14 protein-coding genes and 1 riboswitch are annotated in these 19,898 nt (G+C 71.2%); of the genes, 3 read left to right on the plus strand and 11 right to left on the minus strand.

Features of this window, described 5'->3' with window-relative positions; translation table 11 throughout:
- Positions 1-3,642, minus strand: coding sequence for a methionine synthase (gene metH / locus ACIOD2_RS06195; RefSeq protein WP_400534945.1), 3,642 nt, complete (start codon positions 3,640-3,642; stop codon positions 1-3).
- Positions 3,643-3,656: 14 nt separating this feature from the next.
- Positions 3,657-3,735: riboswitch (S-adenosyl-L-homocysteine riboswitch) on the minus strand.
- A 342-nt stretch (positions 3,736-4,077) separates the two neighbouring features.
- Here metH and ACIOD2_RS06200 point away from each other — a divergent pair.
- Positions 4,078-4,938 (plus strand): TIGR03619 family F420-dependent LLM class oxidoreductase, encoded by an 861-nt coding sequence (locus ACIOD2_RS06200; protein WP_400534947.1) that lies wholly within the window; start codon positions 4,078-4,080, stop codon positions 4,936-4,938.
- A 194-nt stretch (positions 4,939-5,132) separates the two neighbouring features.
- Here the strand turns inward: ACIOD2_RS06200 and ACIOD2_RS06205 are convergent, their stop codons facing one another.
- The 7 genes from ACIOD2_RS06205 to ACIOD2_RS06235 form a co-directional block, all read right to left on the minus strand.
- Positions 5,133-6,518 (minus strand): sugar porter family MFS transporter, encoded by a 1,386-nt coding sequence (locus ACIOD2_RS06205; RefSeq protein WP_400534949.1) that lies wholly within the window; start codon positions 6,516-6,518, stop codon positions 5,133-5,135.
- 544 nt (positions 6,519-7,062) lie between these two features.
- Entirely contained in the window at positions 7,063-8,064 is a 1,002-nt protein-coding gene (locus ACIOD2_RS06210) for an NAD(P)-dependent alcohol dehydrogenase (protein WP_400534951.1), read from the minus strand.
- Positions 8,065-8,091: 27 nt separating this feature from the next.
- The gene (locus ACIOD2_RS06215) at positions 8,092-8,793 is read right to left on the minus strand and encodes an HAD family hydrolase (RefSeq protein WP_400534952.1); all 702 of its coding nucleotides are present in this window, start codon (positions 8,791-8,793) and stop codon (positions 8,092-8,094) included.
- Positions 8,790-9,581 carry a carboxymuconolactone decarboxylase family protein gene (locus ACIOD2_RS06220; RefSeq protein ID WP_400534954.1) on the minus strand — a complete coding sequence of 264 codons (792 nt, stop codon included), beginning with the start codon at positions 9,579-9,581 and terminating at the stop codon, positions 8,790-8,792. Before ACIOD2_RS06220 ends, ACIOD2_RS06215 begins: the two co-directional genes overlap by 4 nt.
- Positions 9,582-9,628: 47 nt before the next feature.
- Entirely contained in the window at positions 9,629-10,471 is an 843-nt protein-coding gene (locus ACIOD2_RS06225) for an AfsA-related hotdog domain-containing protein (RefSeq protein WP_400534956.1), read from the minus strand.
- 29 nt (positions 10,472-10,500) lie between these two features.
- Positions 10,501-11,862 (minus strand): hypothetical protein, encoded by a 1,362-nt coding sequence (locus ACIOD2_RS06230; RefSeq protein ID WP_400534958.1) that lies wholly within the window; start codon positions 11,860-11,862, stop codon positions 10,501-10,503.
- Positions 11,863-12,178: 316 nt separating this feature from the next.
- Positions 12,179-13,675: a cellulase family glycosylhydrolase gene (locus ACIOD2_RS06235; RefSeq protein ID WP_400534960.1), complete on the minus strand. Its 1,497-nt coding sequence runs from the start codon at positions 13,673-13,675 to the stop codon at positions 12,179-12,181.
- Positions 13,676-14,118: 443 nt separating this feature from the next.
- On the opposite strand from ACIOD2_RS06235, the gene ACIOD2_RS06240 reads away from it, so the two are divergent.
- Positions 14,119-15,234 (plus strand): cellulose-binding domain-containing protein, encoded by a 1,116-nt coding sequence (locus ACIOD2_RS06240; protein ID WP_400534962.1) that lies wholly within the window; start codon positions 14,119-14,121, stop codon positions 15,232-15,234.
- On the opposite strand, the gene mgrA is transcribed toward ACIOD2_RS06240, so the two are convergent.
- Both mgrA and ACIOD2_RS06250 read right to left on the minus strand, forming a co-directional pair.
- Entirely contained in the window at positions 15,231-16,226 is a 996-nt protein-coding gene (gene mgrA / locus ACIOD2_RS06245) for an L-glyceraldehyde 3-phosphate reductase (protein ID WP_400534964.1), read from the minus strand. The two genes, ACIOD2_RS06240 and mgrA, sit on opposite strands and share 4 nt — an antisense overlap.
- Before the next feature lie 48 nt (positions 16,227-16,274).
- On the minus strand, positions 16,275-17,507 hold the full coding sequence (locus tag ACIOD2_RS06250; RefSeq protein WP_400534966.1) for an AGE family epimerase/isomerase: 1,233 nt from the start codon (positions 17,505-17,507) through the stop codon (positions 16,275-16,277).
- Between the two features lie 220 nt (positions 17,508-17,727).
- Between ACIOD2_RS06250 and ACIOD2_RS06255 the strand changes: the two genes are divergently transcribed.
- Complete coding sequence (locus tag ACIOD2_RS06255; RefSeq protein ID WP_400534968.1) at positions 17,728-18,756, plus strand: lytic polysaccharide monooxygenase; 1,029 nt, start codon at positions 17,728-17,730, stop codon at positions 18,754-18,756.
- Positions 18,757-18,819: 63 nt separating this feature from the next.
- Here the strand turns inward: ACIOD2_RS06255 and ACIOD2_RS06260 are convergent, their stop codons facing one another.
- Positions 18,820-19,836, minus strand: coding sequence for a LacI family DNA-binding transcriptional regulator (locus ACIOD2_RS06260; RefSeq protein ID WP_400534970.1), 1,017 nt, complete (start codon positions 19,834-19,836; stop codon positions 18,820-18,822).
- Positions 19,837-19,898 lie beyond the last annotated feature (62 nt).

The following is a 19,898-nucleotide window of genomic DNA, read 5'->3' on the forward strand; positions in this document are numbered from 1 at the left end:
CTACGCCTCGGGCTCGTAGGCCAGGTTCGGCCGCAGCCACTGCTCGACCTCGCCGATCTCGACGCCCTTGCGGCGCGCGTAGTCCTCGACCTGGTCGCGGTTGAGCCGCCCGACGGTGAAGTACTTCGACTCCGGGTGGGCGAAGATCAGCCCGGACACGCTCGCCGCCGGTGTCATGGCGTACGACTCGGTCAGCGCCATGCCCAGCTCGTCGGCCTCCAGCAGCTCGAACAGCTCCCGCTTCTGGCTGTGGTCGGGGCTGGCCGGGTAACCGAGCGCCGGGCGGATGCCGCGGAAGCGCTCGGCGTGCAGGTCCTCCAGCTTCGGGTCGGCGTCCGGCTCGAACCAGCCGCGGCGCGCCTTCAGGTGGATGTACTCGGCGAAGGCCTCGGCGAGGCGGTCGGCCAGCGCCTTGACCATGATCGCGCGGTAGTCGTCCTGCTCGGCCTCGTACTTGGCCGAGAGCTTCTCGGCACCGTGGATGGCGACCGCGAACCCGCCGAGGTGGTCGCCGGCCGGCGCGATGTAGTCGGCCAGGCTGCGGTTCGCGCGGTCCTGCGGCTTCGACGTCTGCTGCCGCAGCATCGGGAACCCGACGTGCGAGAACTCGCCGTCGAGCAGAATGTCGTCGCCCTCGGTGTGTGCCGGCCAGTACGCGTACGCGCCCTTCGCGGTGAAGCTGCCCTCGGCGATGATCTGGTCGAGCAGCGTGTTCGCGTCGTCGAACAGCTCGCGGGCGACCGGCTGGTCCAGGATCGCCGGGTACTTGCCCTTGAGCTCCCAGGCCAGGAACAGGAACTGCCAGTCGACCATCTCGCGCAGCTCGGTGATGCTCGGCTCCACGACGCGGACGCCGGTGAACTCCGGGGTCGGCAGCTCGTCGAACGAGACCTTCTCCGGGTTCGCGCGGGCCTGCTCGAGGCTGAGCATCGGGCGGCGCTGCTTGTTGGCGTGCTGCTCGCGCAGCACCTCCTGGTCGGCCCGGTTCTTCTCGGCCAGCACGATCGAGCGGTCGGGGTCGAGCAGGTCGGACACGACACCGACGACGCGCGACGCGTCGAGCACGTGCACCGTCGCGTTGTCGTAGGCCGGTGCGATCTTGACCGCCGTGTGCTGCCGGGACGTCGTCGCGCCGCCGATCAGCAGCGGCATCTTCAGGCCCCGGCGCTGCATCTCGGTGGCGACGTTGACCATCTCGTCGAGCGACGGCGTGATCAGCCCGGACAGCCCGACCGCGTCGGCGCCCTCGGTGACCGCGGTGTCGAGGATCTTCGCCGCCGGCACCATCACGCCGAGGTCGATGACCTCGTAGTTGTTGCAGCCGAGCACCACGCCGACGATGTTCTTGCCGATGTCGTGGACGTCGCCCTTGACCGTGGCGAGCACGACCTTGCCCTGGCCGTTGGAGACCGCGGCGCGGCCCGCCAGCCGGGCCTCCTCCTTCTCGGCCTCCATGAACGGCTCGAGGTAGGCCACCGAGCGCTTCATGACGCGGGCGCTCTTCACCACCTGCGGCAGGAACATCTTGCCGGCGCCGAACAGGTCGCCGACGATCTTCATGCCGTCCATCAGCGGGCCTTCGATCACCTCGAGGGGCCGGGCCTTGGTCAGCCGCGCCTCTTCGGTGTCGTCTTCGATGTAGTCGACGATGCCGTGCACGAGCGCGTGCGAGAGCCGCTCCTCGACCGTGCCTTCGCGCCACGTCAGGTCGACGACGCGCTTGGTGCCGCTGCCCTTGACGTTCTCGGCGAAGGTCACCAGCCGGTCGGTGGCGTCCTCGCGGCGGTCGAAGAGCACGTCCTCGACCAGTTCCAGCAGGTCCTTCGGGATGTCCTGGTAGACCGCGAGCTGGCCGGCGTTGACGATGCCCATGTCGAGGCCGACCTGCACGGCGTGGAACAGGAACGCCGAGTGCATCGCTTCGCGGACGATGTCGTTGCCGCGGAAGGAGAACGACAGGTTCGAGATGCCGCCGCTGATGTGGACGCCGGGGCAGCGCTCCTTGATCCGCGGCAGCGCCTCGATGAACGCCTTGGCGTAACCGTTGTGCTCGCTGATCCCGGTGGCGACGGCCAGCACGTTCGGGTCGAAGATGATGTCCTCGCCCGCGAAGCCGGCCTTCTGCGTGAGCAGGTCGTACGCACGGCCGCAGATGCTCACCTTGCGGTCGGCGGTGTCGGCCTGGCCCTGCTCGTCGAAGGCCATCACGACGACGCCGGCGCCGTAGTTGCGGATGGTGCGGGCCTGGGCGAGGAACGGCTCCTCGCCCTCCTTCAGGCTGATCGAGTTGACGACACCCTTGCCCTGGATGCAGCGCAGGCCGGCTTCGAGCACGGTCCACTTCGAGCTGTCGACCATCACCGGGATCCGGGCCACCTCGGGCTCGGTGGCGATGAGGTTGAGGAACGTCGTCATCGCCTCCTCGCTCTCGAGGAGGTCGGCGTCCATGTTGACGTCCAGCAGGTTCGCCCCGCCGCGGACCTGCTCCAGCGCGACGTCGACGGCGGCCTGGTGGTCACCGGACTCGATGAGCCGGCGGAACCGCTTGGAGCCGGTGACGTTGGTGCGCTCGCCGATCATCACGAACCCGGTGTCGGCGCCGATGCCGAACGGCTCGAGGCCGCTGAACCGGGTGCGCGAGGCCGGTTCGGGGACCTCGCGCGGGGTGAGGCCCTTCGCGGCGGCGGCGATCTGCTTGATGTGGGCCGGGCTGGTGCCGCAGCAGCCGCCGACCAGGTTGACCAGGCCGTCACGGGCGAAGCCGCCGATCAGCCCGGCGGTCTCCTCCGGCGTCTGGTCGTACCCGCCGAACGCGTTCGGGAGCCCGGCGTTCGGGTGACAGGCGACGTAGGTGCCGGCGATCCGCGACAGCTCCTCGACGTGCGGGCGCATCTCTTCGGCACCCAGCGAGCAGTTGACGCCCACGACCAGCGGCTTCGCGTGCTCGACCGAGCTCCAGAACGCCTCGACGGTCTGGCCCGAGAGCGTCCGCCCGCTCAGGTCGACGATGGTGACCGAGATCCACAGCGGCAGCTCCGGCGCGACGTCGCGCGCGGCGGCGATCGCGGCCTTGCAGTTGAGCGTGTCGAAGATCGTCTCGATCATCAGCAGGTCGACGCCGCCCTCGACGAGCCCGGCGATCTGCTCGGCGTAGGCGGCCTTGACCTGCTCGAACGTGACGGCGCGGTACGCCGGGTCGTCGACCTTCGGCGACAGGCTGAGGGTGACGTTGAGCGGGCCGATCGACCCGGCGACGAACCGGCCGCCGAACTCGTCGGCGGCCTGGCGGGCCAGCTGCGCGCCGCGGACGTTCATCTCGTGGACGAGGCCCTGCAGGCCGTAGTCGGCCTGGCCGATGCTGGTGGCGGTGAAGGTGTTCGTCGTGGTGATGTCGGCGCCGGCCGCGAGGTACTGGCGGTGCACGTCGAGGATGACGTCGGGGCGGGTGAGGTTGAGCAGGTCGGGGTCGCCGGTGACGTCGTGGGTGTGGTCGCCGAACCGGTCGCCGACGTAGTCGGCCGGGGTCAGCCCGGCACCCTGCAGCATGGTGCCCCAGGCGCCGTCGAGGACCGCGACCCGCTGGCCGAGCAGCTCGCGCAGGCGCGCGGTGGCCTCGGATTCTTGCGGGGTGATCGGGTTCACCGGCAGCCTCCCTCAGTCGGGAGGCGCCCTTGGGTGGTCACAACCGGCCGAGCGTGGCGGACCCCGCGGCCCGTTGCAGCGCCTCTCGGCCTGCGATCCAGGGTACTGGAACCCCGGCCCGGCACACCATCCCGCCCCGAGAGGCCGTCCACTGGCTGGGACGCCACACCTGATCGTCCACAATGGATCGTCGGCTCCACCTTGCCACCACCCCGTTCCGACCGGCATTCCCGGGCTCACCCACTGTGGCCCGGCGAACGGCGGCGCGCTGCTCCCAGCCTGCTTACCGCGGCGGCGTCCATCGGCTCTCGATCGGCGCTCGACCCGCGTGGTCACGCACTGTGCGCACAGGTATACCGAAAGCGATCCCGGCCGCCGCCACCGGCCCGCGGCGGCCGCTTGAAAACTGAAACACGTTCTAATACAGTCCGTCGCGTGGACTACGGAATCGTGCTGTTCACCAGCGACCGAGGCATCACTCCGGCGGCCGCGGCGCAGGCCGCGGAAGCCGCGGGGTTCGCCACCTTCTACGTGCCCGAGCACACGCACATCCCGGTGAAACGCGAGTCGCCGCACCCGCGCACCGGGGACGCGTCCCTGCCCGACGACCGGTACAGCCGCACACTCGACCCGTGGGTGGCGCTGGCGACGGCCGCCGCGGTCACCGAGCGGATCCGCCTCTCGACGGCGGTGGCCCTGCCGGTCGAGAGCGACCCGATCACGCTCGCCAAGACGATCGCCAGCCTCGACCACCTCTCGGGCGGGCGCGTCACGCTCGGCACCGGGTTCGGCTGGAACGTCGACGAGCTGACCGACCACGGCGTGCCCGGCAACCGCCGCCGCACGGCGCTGCGCGAGTACCTCGAGGCGATGAGTGCACTGTGGACGGAGGAAGAAGCCGCCTACGACGGGGAGTTCGTCTCGTTCGGCCCCAGCTGGGCCTGGCCGAAACCGGTCCAGGCGCACATCCCGGTCCTGCTCGGCGCGGGCCCCACGGAGAAGACGTTCCGCTGGATCGCCCGCCACGCGGACGGCTGGATCACCACACCCGCGGACACCGACCTGGACGGCCATGTCGCACTGCTGAAGGAGATCTGGCGCGGCGAGGGCCGATCCGGGGCACCGGCGATCTGCGCGCTGGGCGAGCGCCCGGACCCGGAGAGGCTGGCGCACTTGGACGCGCTCGGCGTCACCGAGGTGATCTTCGGGCTGCCGGACCGCTCCCCCGACGAGGTTTCGGCGTGGATCGGGCGGCTGGCGGGAAAGCTCGGCCTGGCCACGGCTCCCGCTCTGTAGCCACCGCTCTTCGCACAGCAAATCCCATGCACGCGCCCGGACAGGCCGGGCCGCCCGAGCGAGCCCGACCGCGAGCCACGACCGGACGGCTTCCCGCGGCGCACACCCGAAGGCGCAGCTCGGCAGGCTCCGCGGCGGAACGGAAAACGGCGGGGGTGCGGACTCCCGCACCCCCGCCGTTCACACCGCCGGGATCAGCTCTTGGCCGCGACCCCCTGCCGGGCCCGCAGGTCCAGCTCGATCTGCTCCAGCGAACGGCCCTTCGTCTCCGGGACCAGCCACTTGGTGAGCCCGAACAGCACCACGTTGATGCCGGCGAACAGGAACATCGAACCGCCGATGCCGAGCGAACCCACCGCGGAGATGAGCGGGAACACCGCGCTCACGATGCCCGTCGCCGCCCAGAGGATGACGCTGCTGACGCCCATGCCCGCCGCGCGGTACTTGAGCGGGAACACCTCGGCCATCATCACCCAGACGACCGCGCCCCAGCCGAGCTCGTAACCGACCAGGTACAGCACCATCATCACCAGCATCAGGATGCCGCGGGTGCCGGTGTCGTGGACGTTCAGCACCACGAGCCCGGCCGCCACCAGCGTGATCACCATGATCACGTTGCCGATGAGCAGCAGCGGCTTGCGGCCCCAGCGGTCCACCACGAACACGACCCACGCGGTGAACAGGAACTTCGTGACGCCCAGCAGCACGCCGGACAGCAGCGCGGCCTGCGTGGCGAAGCCGAGGCCGATCAGCATCGTCGGGAAGTACGCGTTGATCGCGTTGACCCCGCTGAACTGCTGGCCGACCGCGAGCAGGGCCGCGACGATCATCATCGGCCGCACGAAGCCGGAGAACAGGTCACGGAACCGCGGCTTGTCCTCGGTGTCCATCTGGATGACGCCGCGGATGGTCTCGATCTCCTCGTCGAGGTTCACGGTGTTGCCGTGCGCGCTCGCCAGGACCCGCCGCGCCTCTTCCTCCTGGCCGTTCTTGACCAGCCAGCGCGGGGTCTCGGGCAGGAACGCGAGCCCGACGAGCAGGATCGCCGCGGGCACGATCGCGCCGGCGAACATCCAGCGCCACGCCGAGATCGGGCCGAGCCAGTAGCTGACCAGGAACGCGATCAGGATGCCGAGCACGATGAAGATCTGGTTCAGCGCGCCCATCGCGCCCCGCAGCCGCGCCGGGGCCAGTTCGGACAGGTAGGTCGGCACGGTCGAGGAGGAAAGGCCGATGCCGAGCCCGATGACCAGCCGCGAAACCACCAGGAGGGCGAACGTCGGCGAAAAGGTCGCCGCCAGCGTGCCCACGATGACGATCGCCGCGGCGACCATGATGGTGCGCCGCCTGCCGAGGGCTTCGTTGATGCGGCTGGAGAACAGCGCGCCCACGATGGCACCGACCGACAGGCTGGCGGTGATCACACCCTTGTCCCAGGCGGTCAGCGACCACGCTTTCCCGATGAACGGGAGCACCCCGGAGATCACCCCGAGGTCGTATCCGAACAGGATTCCGCCGAGCGCGCCGAAGAAGTACAGGGTTGTTCGGCTTATTTGCCGTGGCGGGGCCGTCTGCGTCATTGCCGGGTCGCCTCTTTCATAGGTCCAGTCCAGCCAGCGGCACCACACTCACACGCTTAAAAAGGACGGGCAAGACAGTCCTTGATAACGATTCAGAAACGTGATCGCCGTTCACATATGTGACAGCAATCGGCGCGCGTCATTACTCCGTCTGCCATTCCGCCATTCACATGCTCGAATCGGTACACAGTGGACACGGTTCGGATTCGCCGCCGGTTCAGGCGTCCATTCCGGACGCCGGACCGGGCCCGGCTCGAAAGCGCTCCCAGGGGGAGGAGAAGAACGCAGCAGGAGAGGGGTTCAACCCACCCCCAGGTGGTTGAACCCCTCTCCGCGCCCCCAGACCGGACAGTCGGGGCCGGGCATCCGCAGCCTTGCCCGGGTTCCTGTCCGATGTCTGTCTGGTACCACTCTCCCCGGTGACGGGACCCGACGCCATTCCTGCCCGGATGCGAGTTTTTCGCCCGTTCGCACCCCACCTGAGCTGCGGAAATCGTAGATCTCGGTACAGAACTACCCAGCCGGGCCGGCAAAAATTACCCGGTCACGGGGCTTCCAGCACAACCTTGCCGACGTGGGCGCCGGACTCGAGGTGCTTGTACGCCGCCGCGACGTCGTCGAAGCCGAACCGGCGGTCGATCACCGGACGCAGCCCGGTCCGCTCGATGGCGCGGTTCATCGTCTGGAACGTCTCCCGGGAGGCGTTGGTGAGCCCGCGCAGGGTCAGCTGCTTGACCAGCACGAGGACGGGATCCGCGGCGCCTTCGTGGGTGAGGACGCCGGCGACGCTGACGTGCCCGCCGACGCGGGCGGCGAGCATCGACTGGCCGATCGTGCCGCCCCCGCCGACGTCGACGACGTGGTCGACGCCGCCGCCGGTCAGCTCCGCCACGGCGAGGCCCCACTCCGGGGTGGTCGCGTGGTTGAGGGTCTCGGCCGCGCCGAGCGCGCGCAGCCGCTCCAGCTTCTCGTCGGAGCCGGACGTCGCGATGACGCGGGCCCCGGCGAGCGCGGCGAACTGCAGGGCGAACGTGGACAGGCCGCCACTGCCGAGGGTCAGCACGGTCTGGCCGGGGAACACCCCGCCCTCCTCGACGATCGCGCGCCACGCCGTCACCCCGGCGCTGGGCAGCGTCGCGGCTTCGGCGTAGTCCAGGTGTGCCGGAACGGCCACCAGGGCGTCCTCGGGGAAGACGGCGTACTCGGCCAGCGTCCCGTCGAGCGAGCCGAACAGGTCGTCCGCGGTCTTCTCCGGCGTCCCGGGACCGGCGAGCCAGTTCGGGAAGTAGGTCGCGGCCACCCGGTCGCCCACCGACCACGAGCCCACGCCGTCGCCGAGGCCGACGACCTCGCCCGCGCCGTCGGACAGCGCGACGACGTCCGGCTTGACCGGTTTCGGGTAGAAACCCTTGAGGATCATCAGGTCGCGGGCGTTGACCGCCCACCCGCGCAACCGCACGAGGACCTGACCGGGGCCGGGTTCGGGGACGTCACGCTCGCCCAGAACGAGCCCGGCTCCGGGACGCGGCAGGGAAAAGTACTTCACAGCGGCTCCAAGGGTGCGGGGAAGTCGTCAACGGGGCCAGTGTGTCGAAGTCGCGAGCTCTTCGTCGACGGTCCCGAGAAGTTCCGGCGTCAGTTCGGCGAGTGACACCGGGAGGTGCCGGACGCCGTAGCCGGCCATGAACTCCCGCTGCCGCGCGTGCGCCGGGCTCGCGGGGAACCCGATGAACCCCGCGCCGTGCTCGCGCGCGTCGGCGGCCACCCGGCTCACGTCGTCGACGAACACGATCTCGTCGAACCCGACGTCGAACACCGTGCGCGCGATGTGCTCGACACCGGGCCGGTGCTCGTTGATGCTCACGTACGGCACCTCCGCGTCGAGCAGCGCGGTGAAGTCGCCGAGGTACCGGTCGAACGTGTGCTCCCGGGTCCGCCCGCCGTAACAGACGAGCCGGACCGGCAGCCCGCCCAGCGCCGAGAGGCAGTCCTGGACGCCCTCGGCGACCCGGATCGGGTGCTCCCGCAGGTACTCCTGCCGCGCGGCCCACAGCTGCTTCAGCGTCTCCTCGGCCGGCTGGTCCAGGTCGCAGAGCCGGGTGACCTTCTCGGCGACGACGAGGTCGCGCAGCCCGATCACGTCCCGCTCGGCTTCGGCGTCGTAAACGCCGCCGTGGCCGGTGACGAACCGGGCGATCATGTCCAGGTACGTGTCGTCGATGAGCACGCCGTCGCAGTCGAGCGCGACCACGCGCAGCTTCTCGAGCGCGGTCACCGCTGCGCGAACACTTCCCGCGCGGCCGCGATGGCGTTGAGCGCGGCCGGGAAGCCGCAGTAGAACGCCAGGTGCAGGATCGTCTCGACGATCTCCTTCTCCGTGCCGCCGACGTTGAGCATGGCGTGCAGGTGCACCTTCAGCTGCGGGGTCGCGGTGCCGAGCGCCACGCACGCGGCGATCGTGACGATCTCGCGCAGCCGCAGGGTCAGGTGCGGCCGGGTGTAGATCTCGCCGAAGGTGAACTCGACGATGTACCGGGCCAGGTCCGGCGCGATGTCTTCCAGCGCCTGGGCGACCTTCTCCCCCGCGTCGCCGTCGACGGCCTTCATCGCGGCCAGGCCGCGCTCGTAGCGGTCCTCGATGCCGGCCCACGGCACGTCCGCGGCCTCCCCCGTCGGCGGTTCCTCGGCCGGCAGGGCGGCGAACACGGTCTTCAGCTCCCCCAGCGCGTTCAGGGTCGCGGGGAACCCGGCGAACGAGCTGATCTGGATGACCGCCTCGACCAGCTGACGGCGCGTGCAGCCGACGTTCAGCGCCGCCTTGGCGTGGAACTGCAGCTGAGAACCCGCGTAACCCAGCGCGACGAGCGCACCGACCGTGGCCAGCTGCCGGTCCGCAAGCGGGAGGCCGGGACGGTGGTAGACGTCGCCGTAGATGAACCCCACACACTGCTCGCCGAACTCGGCCTCGCCGATGCTCGCGAACAGGTCCAGCACGGCTGGGCGGTCCACCCCGCCGAGCCGCTGGATGAGGGCCAGTCCCTGGGCGAAGGACGCGTCGGACATCGTCGTGGGGTTTCCTTCCGCAGTGGTTTCGCCGGGTGTTCCCCGCGTCAGCCGAGATAGGCGCGGGTCGCCTGGTCGGCCTTGCGGCGTTCCAGGGTGTCGATGCGGTCCAGCCGGATCATCGCGTAGTCGATGCCGGCGGTGGCCACGGTGCGCCCGTCCTGGCGCACGGCGGCGGTGGCCCGGAACTTCAGGTGGTGGGCCCGCGCGAGGTCGGACTCCTCGATGCGCGACTCGACCGTGGCCGGCAGCGGGAACAGGAAGTCCTCGAAGGACAGGTCGATCCGCTTCCACACCCCCGCGTAGCCGGACGAGGTCAGGGACGGGCGGACCGCGGTCTCGAACTGCGCGATGCAGATCTGCCGCATCGCCTCGATGATCACGATGCCCTGCACGTGCTCACCGGTGTGGTGGTCGAGGACCAGCTCGTTGTCCCGGTGGATGCGCAGGCCGGCCTGGCAGAGTGTCGCTTCCGGACTGTGCACGCCGGCCAGCAGGACGTTCTCCGGGCGGTGCTTGTGGACGACCTCCGGGGCCACCGGCACCGGCCCGAACGCCGCCGGGTCCACCAGCGCCACCACACCGCCGGTCTTGTCGGCGGCGGCTTCCAGCAGGTCGCGGTCGGTCCCGTCGACGCCCTGTCCGGGGTGGACGACCCAGTGGCAGCCGTCGACGTCCGGGCCGCCGGTGCCCATGAAGGCCAGCAGCCCCGACACCGTGAACACCTGGTCCCCGCGGGCGAACCGGGCGAACCGGTCGGCCACCACCACGACGTGCCGGCGCGTGCGGCCGTCGAGTGCCCAGTCCGGGGCGGTGCCGGCCGGTCGAGGGGAGCCGGTTCGAGGGGCATCGTGAAGTGCGCGGCGTGCAGAACCATCCGGCTCTGCCATCGGCACCTCCATCCGGATCGGGTCGATCGTCACGGCCGCGCCGACGCCTGCGCGTCCAGCAGCGCCTCCGCGAGGTTGCGGGCCGCCGTGACGTTCCGCCAGCGCGGACCGGACAGTTCGTCGGCGAGGACCTTGAGCATGGCACGCACCATGTCCGGCTGTCTGCCCACATCGGCGATCAGTAAAGGCTCGACTTGGGCGGCGGCCCCCTCGAGATCGTCGAGCCGCAGGTGCGCGCGGCCCGTGTCGATCCGGATCATCGGGTCCATGGCGCCCCACCGGTTCTCCAGCGACAGCTTCTCGTGGGCCTCTCGCGCCGTCTTGAACTCGCGCAACGCCGCCGAGGCCTGCCCGACCGACAGCAGCGACGTGCCGGCCATGTAGTGCCGGCGGTCCTTCGTGATGTTGAAAAACCGGTCTTCGCCACCCGCGCCGAGCTCCGGGTCCTCGATGCTGGTCCAGCGCGCGATCGCGTCCAGCACCTGTGGCTCGGCCTGCACCGACGACCACCCGCGCGCCTCGGCGAGGATCAGCGGCGCGTCCGTGAGCCGCCCGCCCACCTGGTAGTTGAGCCCGTCGGCGGCCAGTTTCGCGGACTCCACGCCGCTGCCGGCCCAGAACGCCACGCGGGCCTGCGAGGTGCGCACCCAGCGCCGGGCGAGGAAGTCGTCGGCGTACTGGGTGTAGAGCCAGGCGGCGGAGTTCAGCTCCCGCGACAGCCGGAACCGCCCGAGGTCACCGGCGATCCACGCCATCATCGACGCGCACTTGGCCCCGACGAGCAGCAGGTCCTGGGTCTGCTTCGGACGCTGACGGCCCCGTAGCAGCGCGGCCGTCCGTTCCCCGACGACGGCGAGCTGCGAGAGCGCCGAGTCGGGCGCGGTCCGCGTGTAGGCGCCGCCCACGAAGTCGAGGTCCGACCACAGGTCGTCGAGCTGGACGTCGTCCACGTTGGTCTTGGTGAGCAGGATGGCGTCGTCGAGCGAACCCGCGCCGACGTCGGCCTCCGGGCCGGGCTCGACGCGGGCGACGGCACGCGACGGGTACGGCAGCTCCTCCGCGACGGCCTGCGGGGTCGCGGCGGGCTCGACGTCGGCGTGGTACTCGGCGAGGTCCTTGGCCGGGAGCTGCTCGAGGTCACGCAGCCCGAGCAGGGACTTCCAGCTCGTGCCGTACACCTGGGCCAGCACCCGCAGGGCCGCGACGGTGGGCCGGACGCCGCGTTCGGGCCACTGCTCGTACTCCCAGATGCGGGTGCCGCGCATACCCGCGCGGGGGTCACCCGTAAGGGTGTTGAACTGGTGTGCCGCCACGTCCAGCGACAGCTCGGACGCCAGCCGCCAGGCGGTGCGCGGCGGGACCCCGCAGTCGACGATCAGGTTCTCCGCCACGCGCGCCGGGATGGCCTCAGCGGGAAACCCCAAGGCTGCCAACCGGTCGCGCAGCTGTGCACGGTACGGCTTACTCCCTGGTTTGACCTGTCGACTCATCGTTCATCCAACGATTTCCGGAGTACTGGTGCACGGACCGACAGTACCGCAGCGTGACGGTGACGGCCTCCGATGCGGCAAAGCCGCGATACCCGGGAAAGCGCGGATGCGGGCATAAGAGGTGCCGGCCGACCTGGGGGTCGTCGGCCGGCACCGTCGCTCATTATGCACGTGCGGCCGCCGGCGCGCAGCGCGAACGCGCCCGGCGGGAAAAGCGTCAGCCCGCGGCGAGGAAGTGCTGCCGGATCCCCGCGCCGAACGCCGTCGGCGTGCCGTCGTAGGCCGAGATCATCGCGGGCCCGGTGGAGCAGTTCCAGGTGTTCCAGGTCCAGCCGAGGTAGGACGCCTGGTGGCGGTCGAGCCAGTCCATCAGGCCGGTGACGTAGCCGCTCGCGCAGTCGTTCTCGCCGATCTCGCCGGCCACCAGCGGCACGGCCGCCGCGACCGGGGCGAGCTGGCTGTCCCAGCAGGACGACGAGCTGCAGGTGTTGAAGTTGTACGAGTGCCAGGAGGCCACCAGGTTGCCCGCCGGGTCGCTCGGCTTGTACTGCAGCCACTGGGTCAGGTCGTTGGAGTAGGCCAGCCCGCCCAGCATGAGCACGTTGGTCGCGCCGGTCGCGCGCACGGCGTTCACCAGCGTCTGCATGCCCGCCACCGTGTAGCCGATGCCGGAGCACGCCGCACCGCCGTCGCGCCAGCACGTCCAGGCCGCGGCCGAGCCGGAGACCGCGCGGTCGAGGTAGGGCTCGTTGAACAGGTCCAGGATCGTCGCGTCGTCACCCTTGAACGTGTTCGCGACCGACGTCCACAGGTCCACCGCGTGCGCGGCGTCGGTCATCGGCTTCTGGCACGTCGAGTTCACGTCGGCGCACGCCGAGGAGTTTCCCGTGTAGGCACCCTGGGTCCAGTGCAGGTCGAGGATCGCGACCAGGCCGTTCTGGTGCAACAGGTCCACATAGGACTTGAGCGCGGCGCGGTAGGTCGCGCCGGCGTAGGCGGGTTCGACGTTCGGCAGGCCCAGCCAGCAGTCCTCGTTGAACGGCACGCGCACGACGTTCGCGTGCCAGCTCTTGATGGCGGCCACCGAGGCGGCGTCCATCGGGCCGTCGAAGATGCCGTTGCCCTGCACGCAGGCGAACTCGCCACCGGAGCGGTTCACCCCGCGCAGGGTGACGGGCGTGCCCGCGGTGTCGGCCAGGCGGTTGCCGGCGACGTGCAGGGCGGGTGCGCCCCCGGCCGGCGGCGGGGTCGTGGTGACGGTCGTCGGTGGCGGCGTGGTCGTGGTCGTCGGCGGCGGGGTGCCGCCGCAGGGCGCGCCGTTGACGCTGATCGACGCGGGTGCGGTGTTGGTGCCGCTGTAGCCGAAGTTGGCCCCGGCGGTGACCGAGGCGTTCGGGGCGACGGTGCCGTTCCAGCCCGCCGGGGTGACGGTGACCGTCTTGCCCGTCTGGGACCAGGTGGCGCTCCAGCCCTGCTGCAGCTGCTGGTTGCCGGCGTAGGTCCAGCTGATCTGCCAGCCGGACAGCGGCGTCGTCCCGACGTTCTTCAGGGTGAGGTTGGCGGTGAAGCCACTCCCCCAGTCGTTCACGGTGTAGCCGACTTCGCAGGCCGTCGCCGCCGCGGCGGGCGTCGGCGTGCCGAGGGTGAAGGCCGTCGTCGCGCCGACGACGGCGAGCGCACTGACGGCGCCGAGCAGTGCTGGTCCGGAACGCATCGATCACTCCTTTGTGCACGACAGGACACCTGAGAGCGCTCCCAGCACCGGTGGACGCTACCGCGCGGCCCGGCGGCTGTAAACCTCGTGGCGATCTCCCGCGAACAACCCGGAATCCACTCCAACGGCGGCATCCACCCGTTTCCGCCGGTGGCGCAGCGCGACCGAGACATTCCTTTCACGCCAACAGGTTCGGCCGTTCAGGAGCGTTCAGTGGCCGATCCCGGGGAACCGGCCCCGGAAAGCCGTCCACCGGATCGGGTCACGTCCGGGTCGCGCTTTACAACGACGATACGGCGGGGTTACCTTCTCGTCGGCTGGAAGCGCTCCCATGCCAGGCCGAGGTCGCCAGACCGAAGCCACGAAACACCAGGGGCGCCGTGGCTTCCGCCGCGGCGCCCCTGTTCGTGTCCGGTGTCCCGGTTATCGGGAAGGAAACTTCGATGAAGAGGTTCGCCGCCGCCCTGGGCGGGCTCTGCCTCGCCGCGGCGGGCACCACCGCGGTCCTCGCCGCGGGCCCGGCCGCCGCCGCTCCCGCCTGCGGCGTCGACTACCACGCCGACCAGTGGACGACCGGGTTCACCGCCCAGGTCACCGTCACGAACGGCGCCGCCGCGCTCTCGTCGTGGACCCTCTCCTGGCACTACACCGGCACCCAGGTCGTGACGTCCGGCTGGAACGCGACCGTCCGCCAGTCCGGCACGGCCGTGACCGCGGAGAGCCTGTCGTACAACGCGTCCCTGCCCGCCGGCGGCACCGTGACGTTCGGGCTGCAGGGCACGTACTCCGGCACCAACCCCGCGCCGAGCGACTTCGCTCTCAACGGCGTTTCGTGCGGCGGCGAAGCCCCGCCCACCACCACGACCACTTCTTCGCCGCCGCCCGCCGGGTGCGCCGACGTCTGCGACGACTTCGAGCAGCAGACCGGCACCACCCCGGGTGGCCGGTGGACGGTCGGCGCGGCGAACTGCACCGGCACCGGCACGGTCACCGTCGACGCCACGGTGGCGCACTCGGGCACCCGCTCGGTCAAGGTCACCGGCCAGGGCGGGTACTGCAACCACGCCTTCCTCGGCACGGCCCTGGCCGCCGGGAGCGTGCGGTACGGCCGGTTCTGGGTCCGCCACACGACGCAGCTGCCCGCCGGGCACGTCGCGTTCATGGCGCTGAAGGACAGTGCCGACGGCGGCCGCGACCTGCGGGCCGGCGGCCAGAACCGGGCCCTGCAGTGGAACCGCGAGTCCGACGACGCGACCCTGCCCGCGCAGAGCCCGGCCGGCGTCGCGCAGAGCGTGCCGCTGCCGACCGGGACCTGGTCGTGCTTCGAGTTCGGCATCGACGGCCCCGCCGGGCAGCTGCGGACCTGGCTGGACGGCACCGAGGTGCCCGGCCTGGTCGTCGACGGCGTCCCGACCCCCGACGTCGACCAGCAGTGGCTCGCGAGGGCCTGGCACCCGTCACTCACCGACCTGAGGCTGGGCTGGGAGAGCTACGGCACCGACGCGGACACGTTCTGGTTCGACGACGTCGCCACCGGACCGGCGCGGATCGGCTGCTAGTCCGCCACGATGCGGTCGATCTCCGCCAGCTCCTCGTCCGTGAACTCGAGGTTCGCCACCGCCGCCACCGTGTTCTCCAGCTGGGCGACGCTGCTCGCGCCGATCAGCGCCGACGTCACGCGGCCACGGCGCAGGATCCACGCGATCGCCATCTGCGCCAGCGACTGGCCGCGCCGCTTCGCGACGTCGTTCAGCGCCCGGATCGTGGCCAGGGTCTCCGCGGTGAGCCGGTCCTCGGTCAGGAACGGGCTGGCCCCGGCGGCGCGGGAGCCGGCCGGGACACCGTCGAGGTAGCGGTCGGTGAGCAGGCCCTGGCTCAGCGGCGAGTACGCGATCGAGCCGACGCCGTGCTCGCCCAGGGTGTCGAGCAGGCCTTCCTCGACCCAGCGGTTCAGGATCGAGTACGACGGCTGGTGGATCAGCAGCGGCGTGCCGAGCTCGCGCAGCGCCCGCAGCGCGGCTTCCGTCTGCTCCGGCGAGTAGTTGGAGATGCCCGCGTAGAGCGCCTTCCCCGACCGCACCGCCGTGTCGAGGGCACCCATGGTCTCCTCGATCGGGGTGTCCGGGTCCGGGCGGTGCGAGTAGAAGATGTCGAAGTGGTCCAGACCCGTGCGGGCCAGGCTCTGGTCGAGGCTCGCGAGGACGCTCTTGCGCGAGCCCCACTCGCCGTACGGGCCGTCCCACATCAGGTAGCCCGCCTTGGACGACACCAGGATCTCGTCGCGGTACGGGCGGAAGTCGGCGGCGTAGTGCCGGCCGAAGTTCGCCTCCGCCGCGCCCGGCGGCGGGCCGTAGTTGTTGGCCAGGTCGAAGTGCGTCACCCCGAGGTCGAACGCCCGGCGCAGCACCGCGCGCTGGACGTCGAGGGGCTTGTCGTCCCCGAAGTTGTGCCACAGGCCGAGCGACACGGCGGGCAGCTTGAGCCCGCTGCGCCCGGCGCGCCGGTACGGCATGCCCGCGTAGCGGTCCGCGGCGGCGGCGAAAGGCGACATGGTTCTCCTTGTCGGGAGGGAAGCGACCTCCCGAGCCTACCGGCGTGATCAGCTTCCTTCGGCCACCGCGCCCCGGTCGAGGGACAGCACCCCGGCGAAGGACACGGCCGGCGGCAGCACGGGCAGCAGCGTCGCCTGGTAGGCGTGGTAGACGTCCGGCTTGCCCGCCCAGACGGTCGCGGCCGGGCGGTTCTCCGGGTCCAGCTCGTGGTGCCACGAACCGCGTTCCCGGTCGACGAAGCAGCCTTCGGCGTGCTCGCACCACTCCTCGAACCGGGCGAGGTAGGCCGGGTCGCCGGTCTCCTGGTGCAGCGTCCACGCGGCGGCGATCGCCTCGGCCACCACCCAGTGCAGCCGGTTGCGCACGACCGGGACGCCGTCGAAATCGGTCGTGTAGACGAAGCCCGGGTGCCCGTCGACGGCCCAGCCGTCGCGCACCGCCGTGGCGAACAGCGCCTCGGCGTCCGGCACCAGCCATTCTGGTGCGCCGGCACCGAGCGCGCGCTTCAGGTGTACCGCTAGGCGGGACCACTCGAGCAGGTGCCCGATGGTCACGCCGAACGGGCGGAACGGGTGCGCGGGCTCGTCCCGGTTGAACTCCAGGCGCACGTGCCACTCCGCGTCATAGTGCTCCGGCAGGCGCCAGCCGTGCGCGCGGGCTTCGCCGTGCACCAGCTGCTCCACAATGGACAACGCACGGGCGGCCCAGACCGGGTCGCCGGTGACATCGTTGACAGCGAGCAGCGCTTCGACCGTGTGCATGTTGGCGTTGGCGCCGCGGTAGTCCTCGAGCCGCGTCCAGCCGCGGTCCCAGACGTCTGCGACCCGGCCGTGGCCCGGCTCCCAGAACCGTCGTTCGAAGACTTCGAGGGCGTCGGCCAGCAGCGCGTCCGCGCCCTCGGCCCCGGCGGCCACCGCGCTCGCGGCGGCCAGCACGACGAAGGCGTGCTCGTACGCGCGCTTCTCGTCGTCCGCGGGCCCGTCCGGGTTCGCCGCGGCGAACCAGCCGCCGTGCTCCGGGTCCCGGAGCAGCCCGGTCAACCCGGTGACGCCGTGCGCGACCTGCTTCGGCGCTCCCGGCACGCCCTGCAGCGACGCGAGCGCGAAGACGTGCGTCATCCGGCAGGTGATCCACGTCTCGACGGGCCGGTCGAGGACCGGGTGCCCGGCGTCGTCGAGCCAGGCGAAGCCGCCGGCGGGATGCGGCGCCGACGCGGCGAAACCGAGCAGCCGGGCGGGTTCGGCCCGCACCCAGGAGGGGACCGAAGACGGAATGTCCACTTTCCGACAACCTTGCCTTTCTCCACTGACCAGCCCGGTGATCGGGTGCCTTTCCCAAGGTATGCCAAAGCTCCCGCGCGAGTCACCCGCCCCCTGCCGGGATGTTCCCGAAGCCGCCACCACCGCGTATCCTGACCTTGGGAGCGCTCCCAGTCTTCGACGCACGCAACCCGACGAAGGGACTGACGTGACCAGGAGACGAAGTACGATCCTCGCCGCCGTGACGGTACTGCTGGCGAGCCTGACCGCCGTGCTGCTGAACACGGGCACCGCCGAAGCGCACGGCGCCATGATGAAACCGGGCAGCCGGACCTTCCTGTGCTGGCAGGACGGGCTGAGCTCGACCGGCCAGATCATCCCGCAGAACCCGGCCTGCTCGGCCGCGGTGGCCACCAGCGGCGCCAACTCGCTGTACAACTGGTTCGCCGTGCTGCGCTCCGACGGCGCCGGGCGCACCCGCGGCTTCATCCCGGACGGGAAGCTGTGCTCCGGCGGGAACCCGAACTACGCCGGGTTCGACCAGGTCGGCGACTGGCCGCTGACCCACCTCACCGCCGGGTCCACGTTCGACTTCTCCTACAACGCGTGGGCCGCCCACCCGGGCTGGTTCTACACCTACGTGACGAAGGACGGCTGGGACCCGTCGCAGCCGCTGACCTGGGACTCGCTGGAGGACCAGCCGTTCCTGACCGTCGACCACCCGCCCGTGACCGGCCAGGTCGGCACCGTCGACGGCCAGTACAAGTGGACCGGCGCGCTCCCGGCCAACAAGACGGGACGGCACGTCATCTACTCGGTCTGGAAGCGCTCCGACAGCGCCGAGACGTTCTACGGCTGCTCGGACGTCACCTTCGACGGCGGGCACGGCGAGGTCACCGGCGTGCACGACCCCGGCACCCCGCCGACCACGCCGTCGACCCCCACGTCTCCCCCGCCGACCGGCGGCTCGTGCATGGCGATGTACGAGATCACCAACACGTGGAGCGGCGGCTACCAGGCCACGGTGACGATCATGAACCACAGCACCACGGCCTACGGCGGCTGGCAGGCGGGCTGGACGCTGCCCGCGGGCCAGACGGTCGGCAGCGTCTGGAACGGGACACTGAGCCAGTCCGGCTCGGTGGTGACGGTGCGCAACGCGGACTGGAACGGCCGGATCCCGCCCGACGGCGAAACCACCTTCGGCCTGGTCGTCAACGCGTCCGGATCCAACCCGGCCCAGCCGTCCCCCACCTGCCAAGGCACCTGACACGGCACCTGACGAAGGCCGTGAATGGCCCATTGAGGGACTTCAAGTCCCTCAATGGGCCATTCACGGACCTGGACGCGCGGGGCCGGTGCTGCCGCGGGTGACCAGGGACGGCGGTGACGTGCAGACGTCGCCGGGGTCGCCGCCCGTCATGAGGTCCCGCAGCACGGACACCGCGAGCGCGCCGAACTCCGCGACCGGGCGGCGCACCGCGGTCAGCGCCGGGCGGACCAGGCGGCAGAGGGCCGAGTCGTCCCACGCCACCACCGAGACGTCGGCCGGCACCGCGAGACCCAGCTCCCGCAGCGCCGTGAGCCCGGCGACGGCGAGGACGTCGGTGTCGTACAGCAGCGCGGTCGGCGGCCGGCTTCCCGCCAGCAGCCGCCGGGTCGCGGCCACCCCGCCCTCGCCCGAGTGGTCCGTGTGGACGGTCCGGGCGCCGGCCAGGCCCAGCCGGCCGGCCACCGCGGCGAACGCCTCGGCCCGCACCCGCGTCTGCACCAGCACCCCCGGCCCGGTGACCCACGCGACCCGGCGGTGCCCGAGCGCGGCCAGGTAGCCGAGCACCTCGCCGACCGCGGCGGCGTCGTCCACCCGCACCGACGGGACGCCCGGGCAGCCGAGCGGGCCGCCCAGCGCCACGGCGGGCAGGCCGATCCGGGGCAGTTCGGCGATCCGGTCGTCGTCACGCCGGGGGCCGGTCAGCAGCACGCCGCCGGCCCGGCGCTCGCCGTGCCAGCGCCGGTAGACCTCCAGCTCGGCGGCGTGGTCCGGCGCGACCTGCAGGATCAGCGACGCCGGTCCGAGCTCACGCTGGATCCCGGTGAGCAGGGCCAGGAACACCGGCTCGACGCCGAGGACGTCCGCGGGCCGGTCCAGCACCATCCCGACCGCCCCGGCGCGGCCGCCGGACAGCGCCCGCGCGGTCTCGCTCGGCGCCCAGCCCAGTTCCCGGGCGATCGCGGTGATCCGGTGCCGCGTCGCCTCCGAGACGCCGGGGCGGCCGTTGAGGGCGTAGGAAACGGCCCCTTTGGACACTCCGGCCTCGCGGGCGATGTCGGTGATCGTCGGACGCTTCATCGCGCTCCTCCACTGGACCCGTTGCACCACAAGAACTTGACCCCAGTGCTTAACCGATTCAT

Source organism: Amycolatopsis sp. NPDC088138 (genome assembly GCF_044741685.1).
Classification (GTDB): domain Bacteria; phylum Actinomycetota; class Actinomycetes; order Mycobacteriales; family Pseudonocardiaceae; genus Amycolatopsis.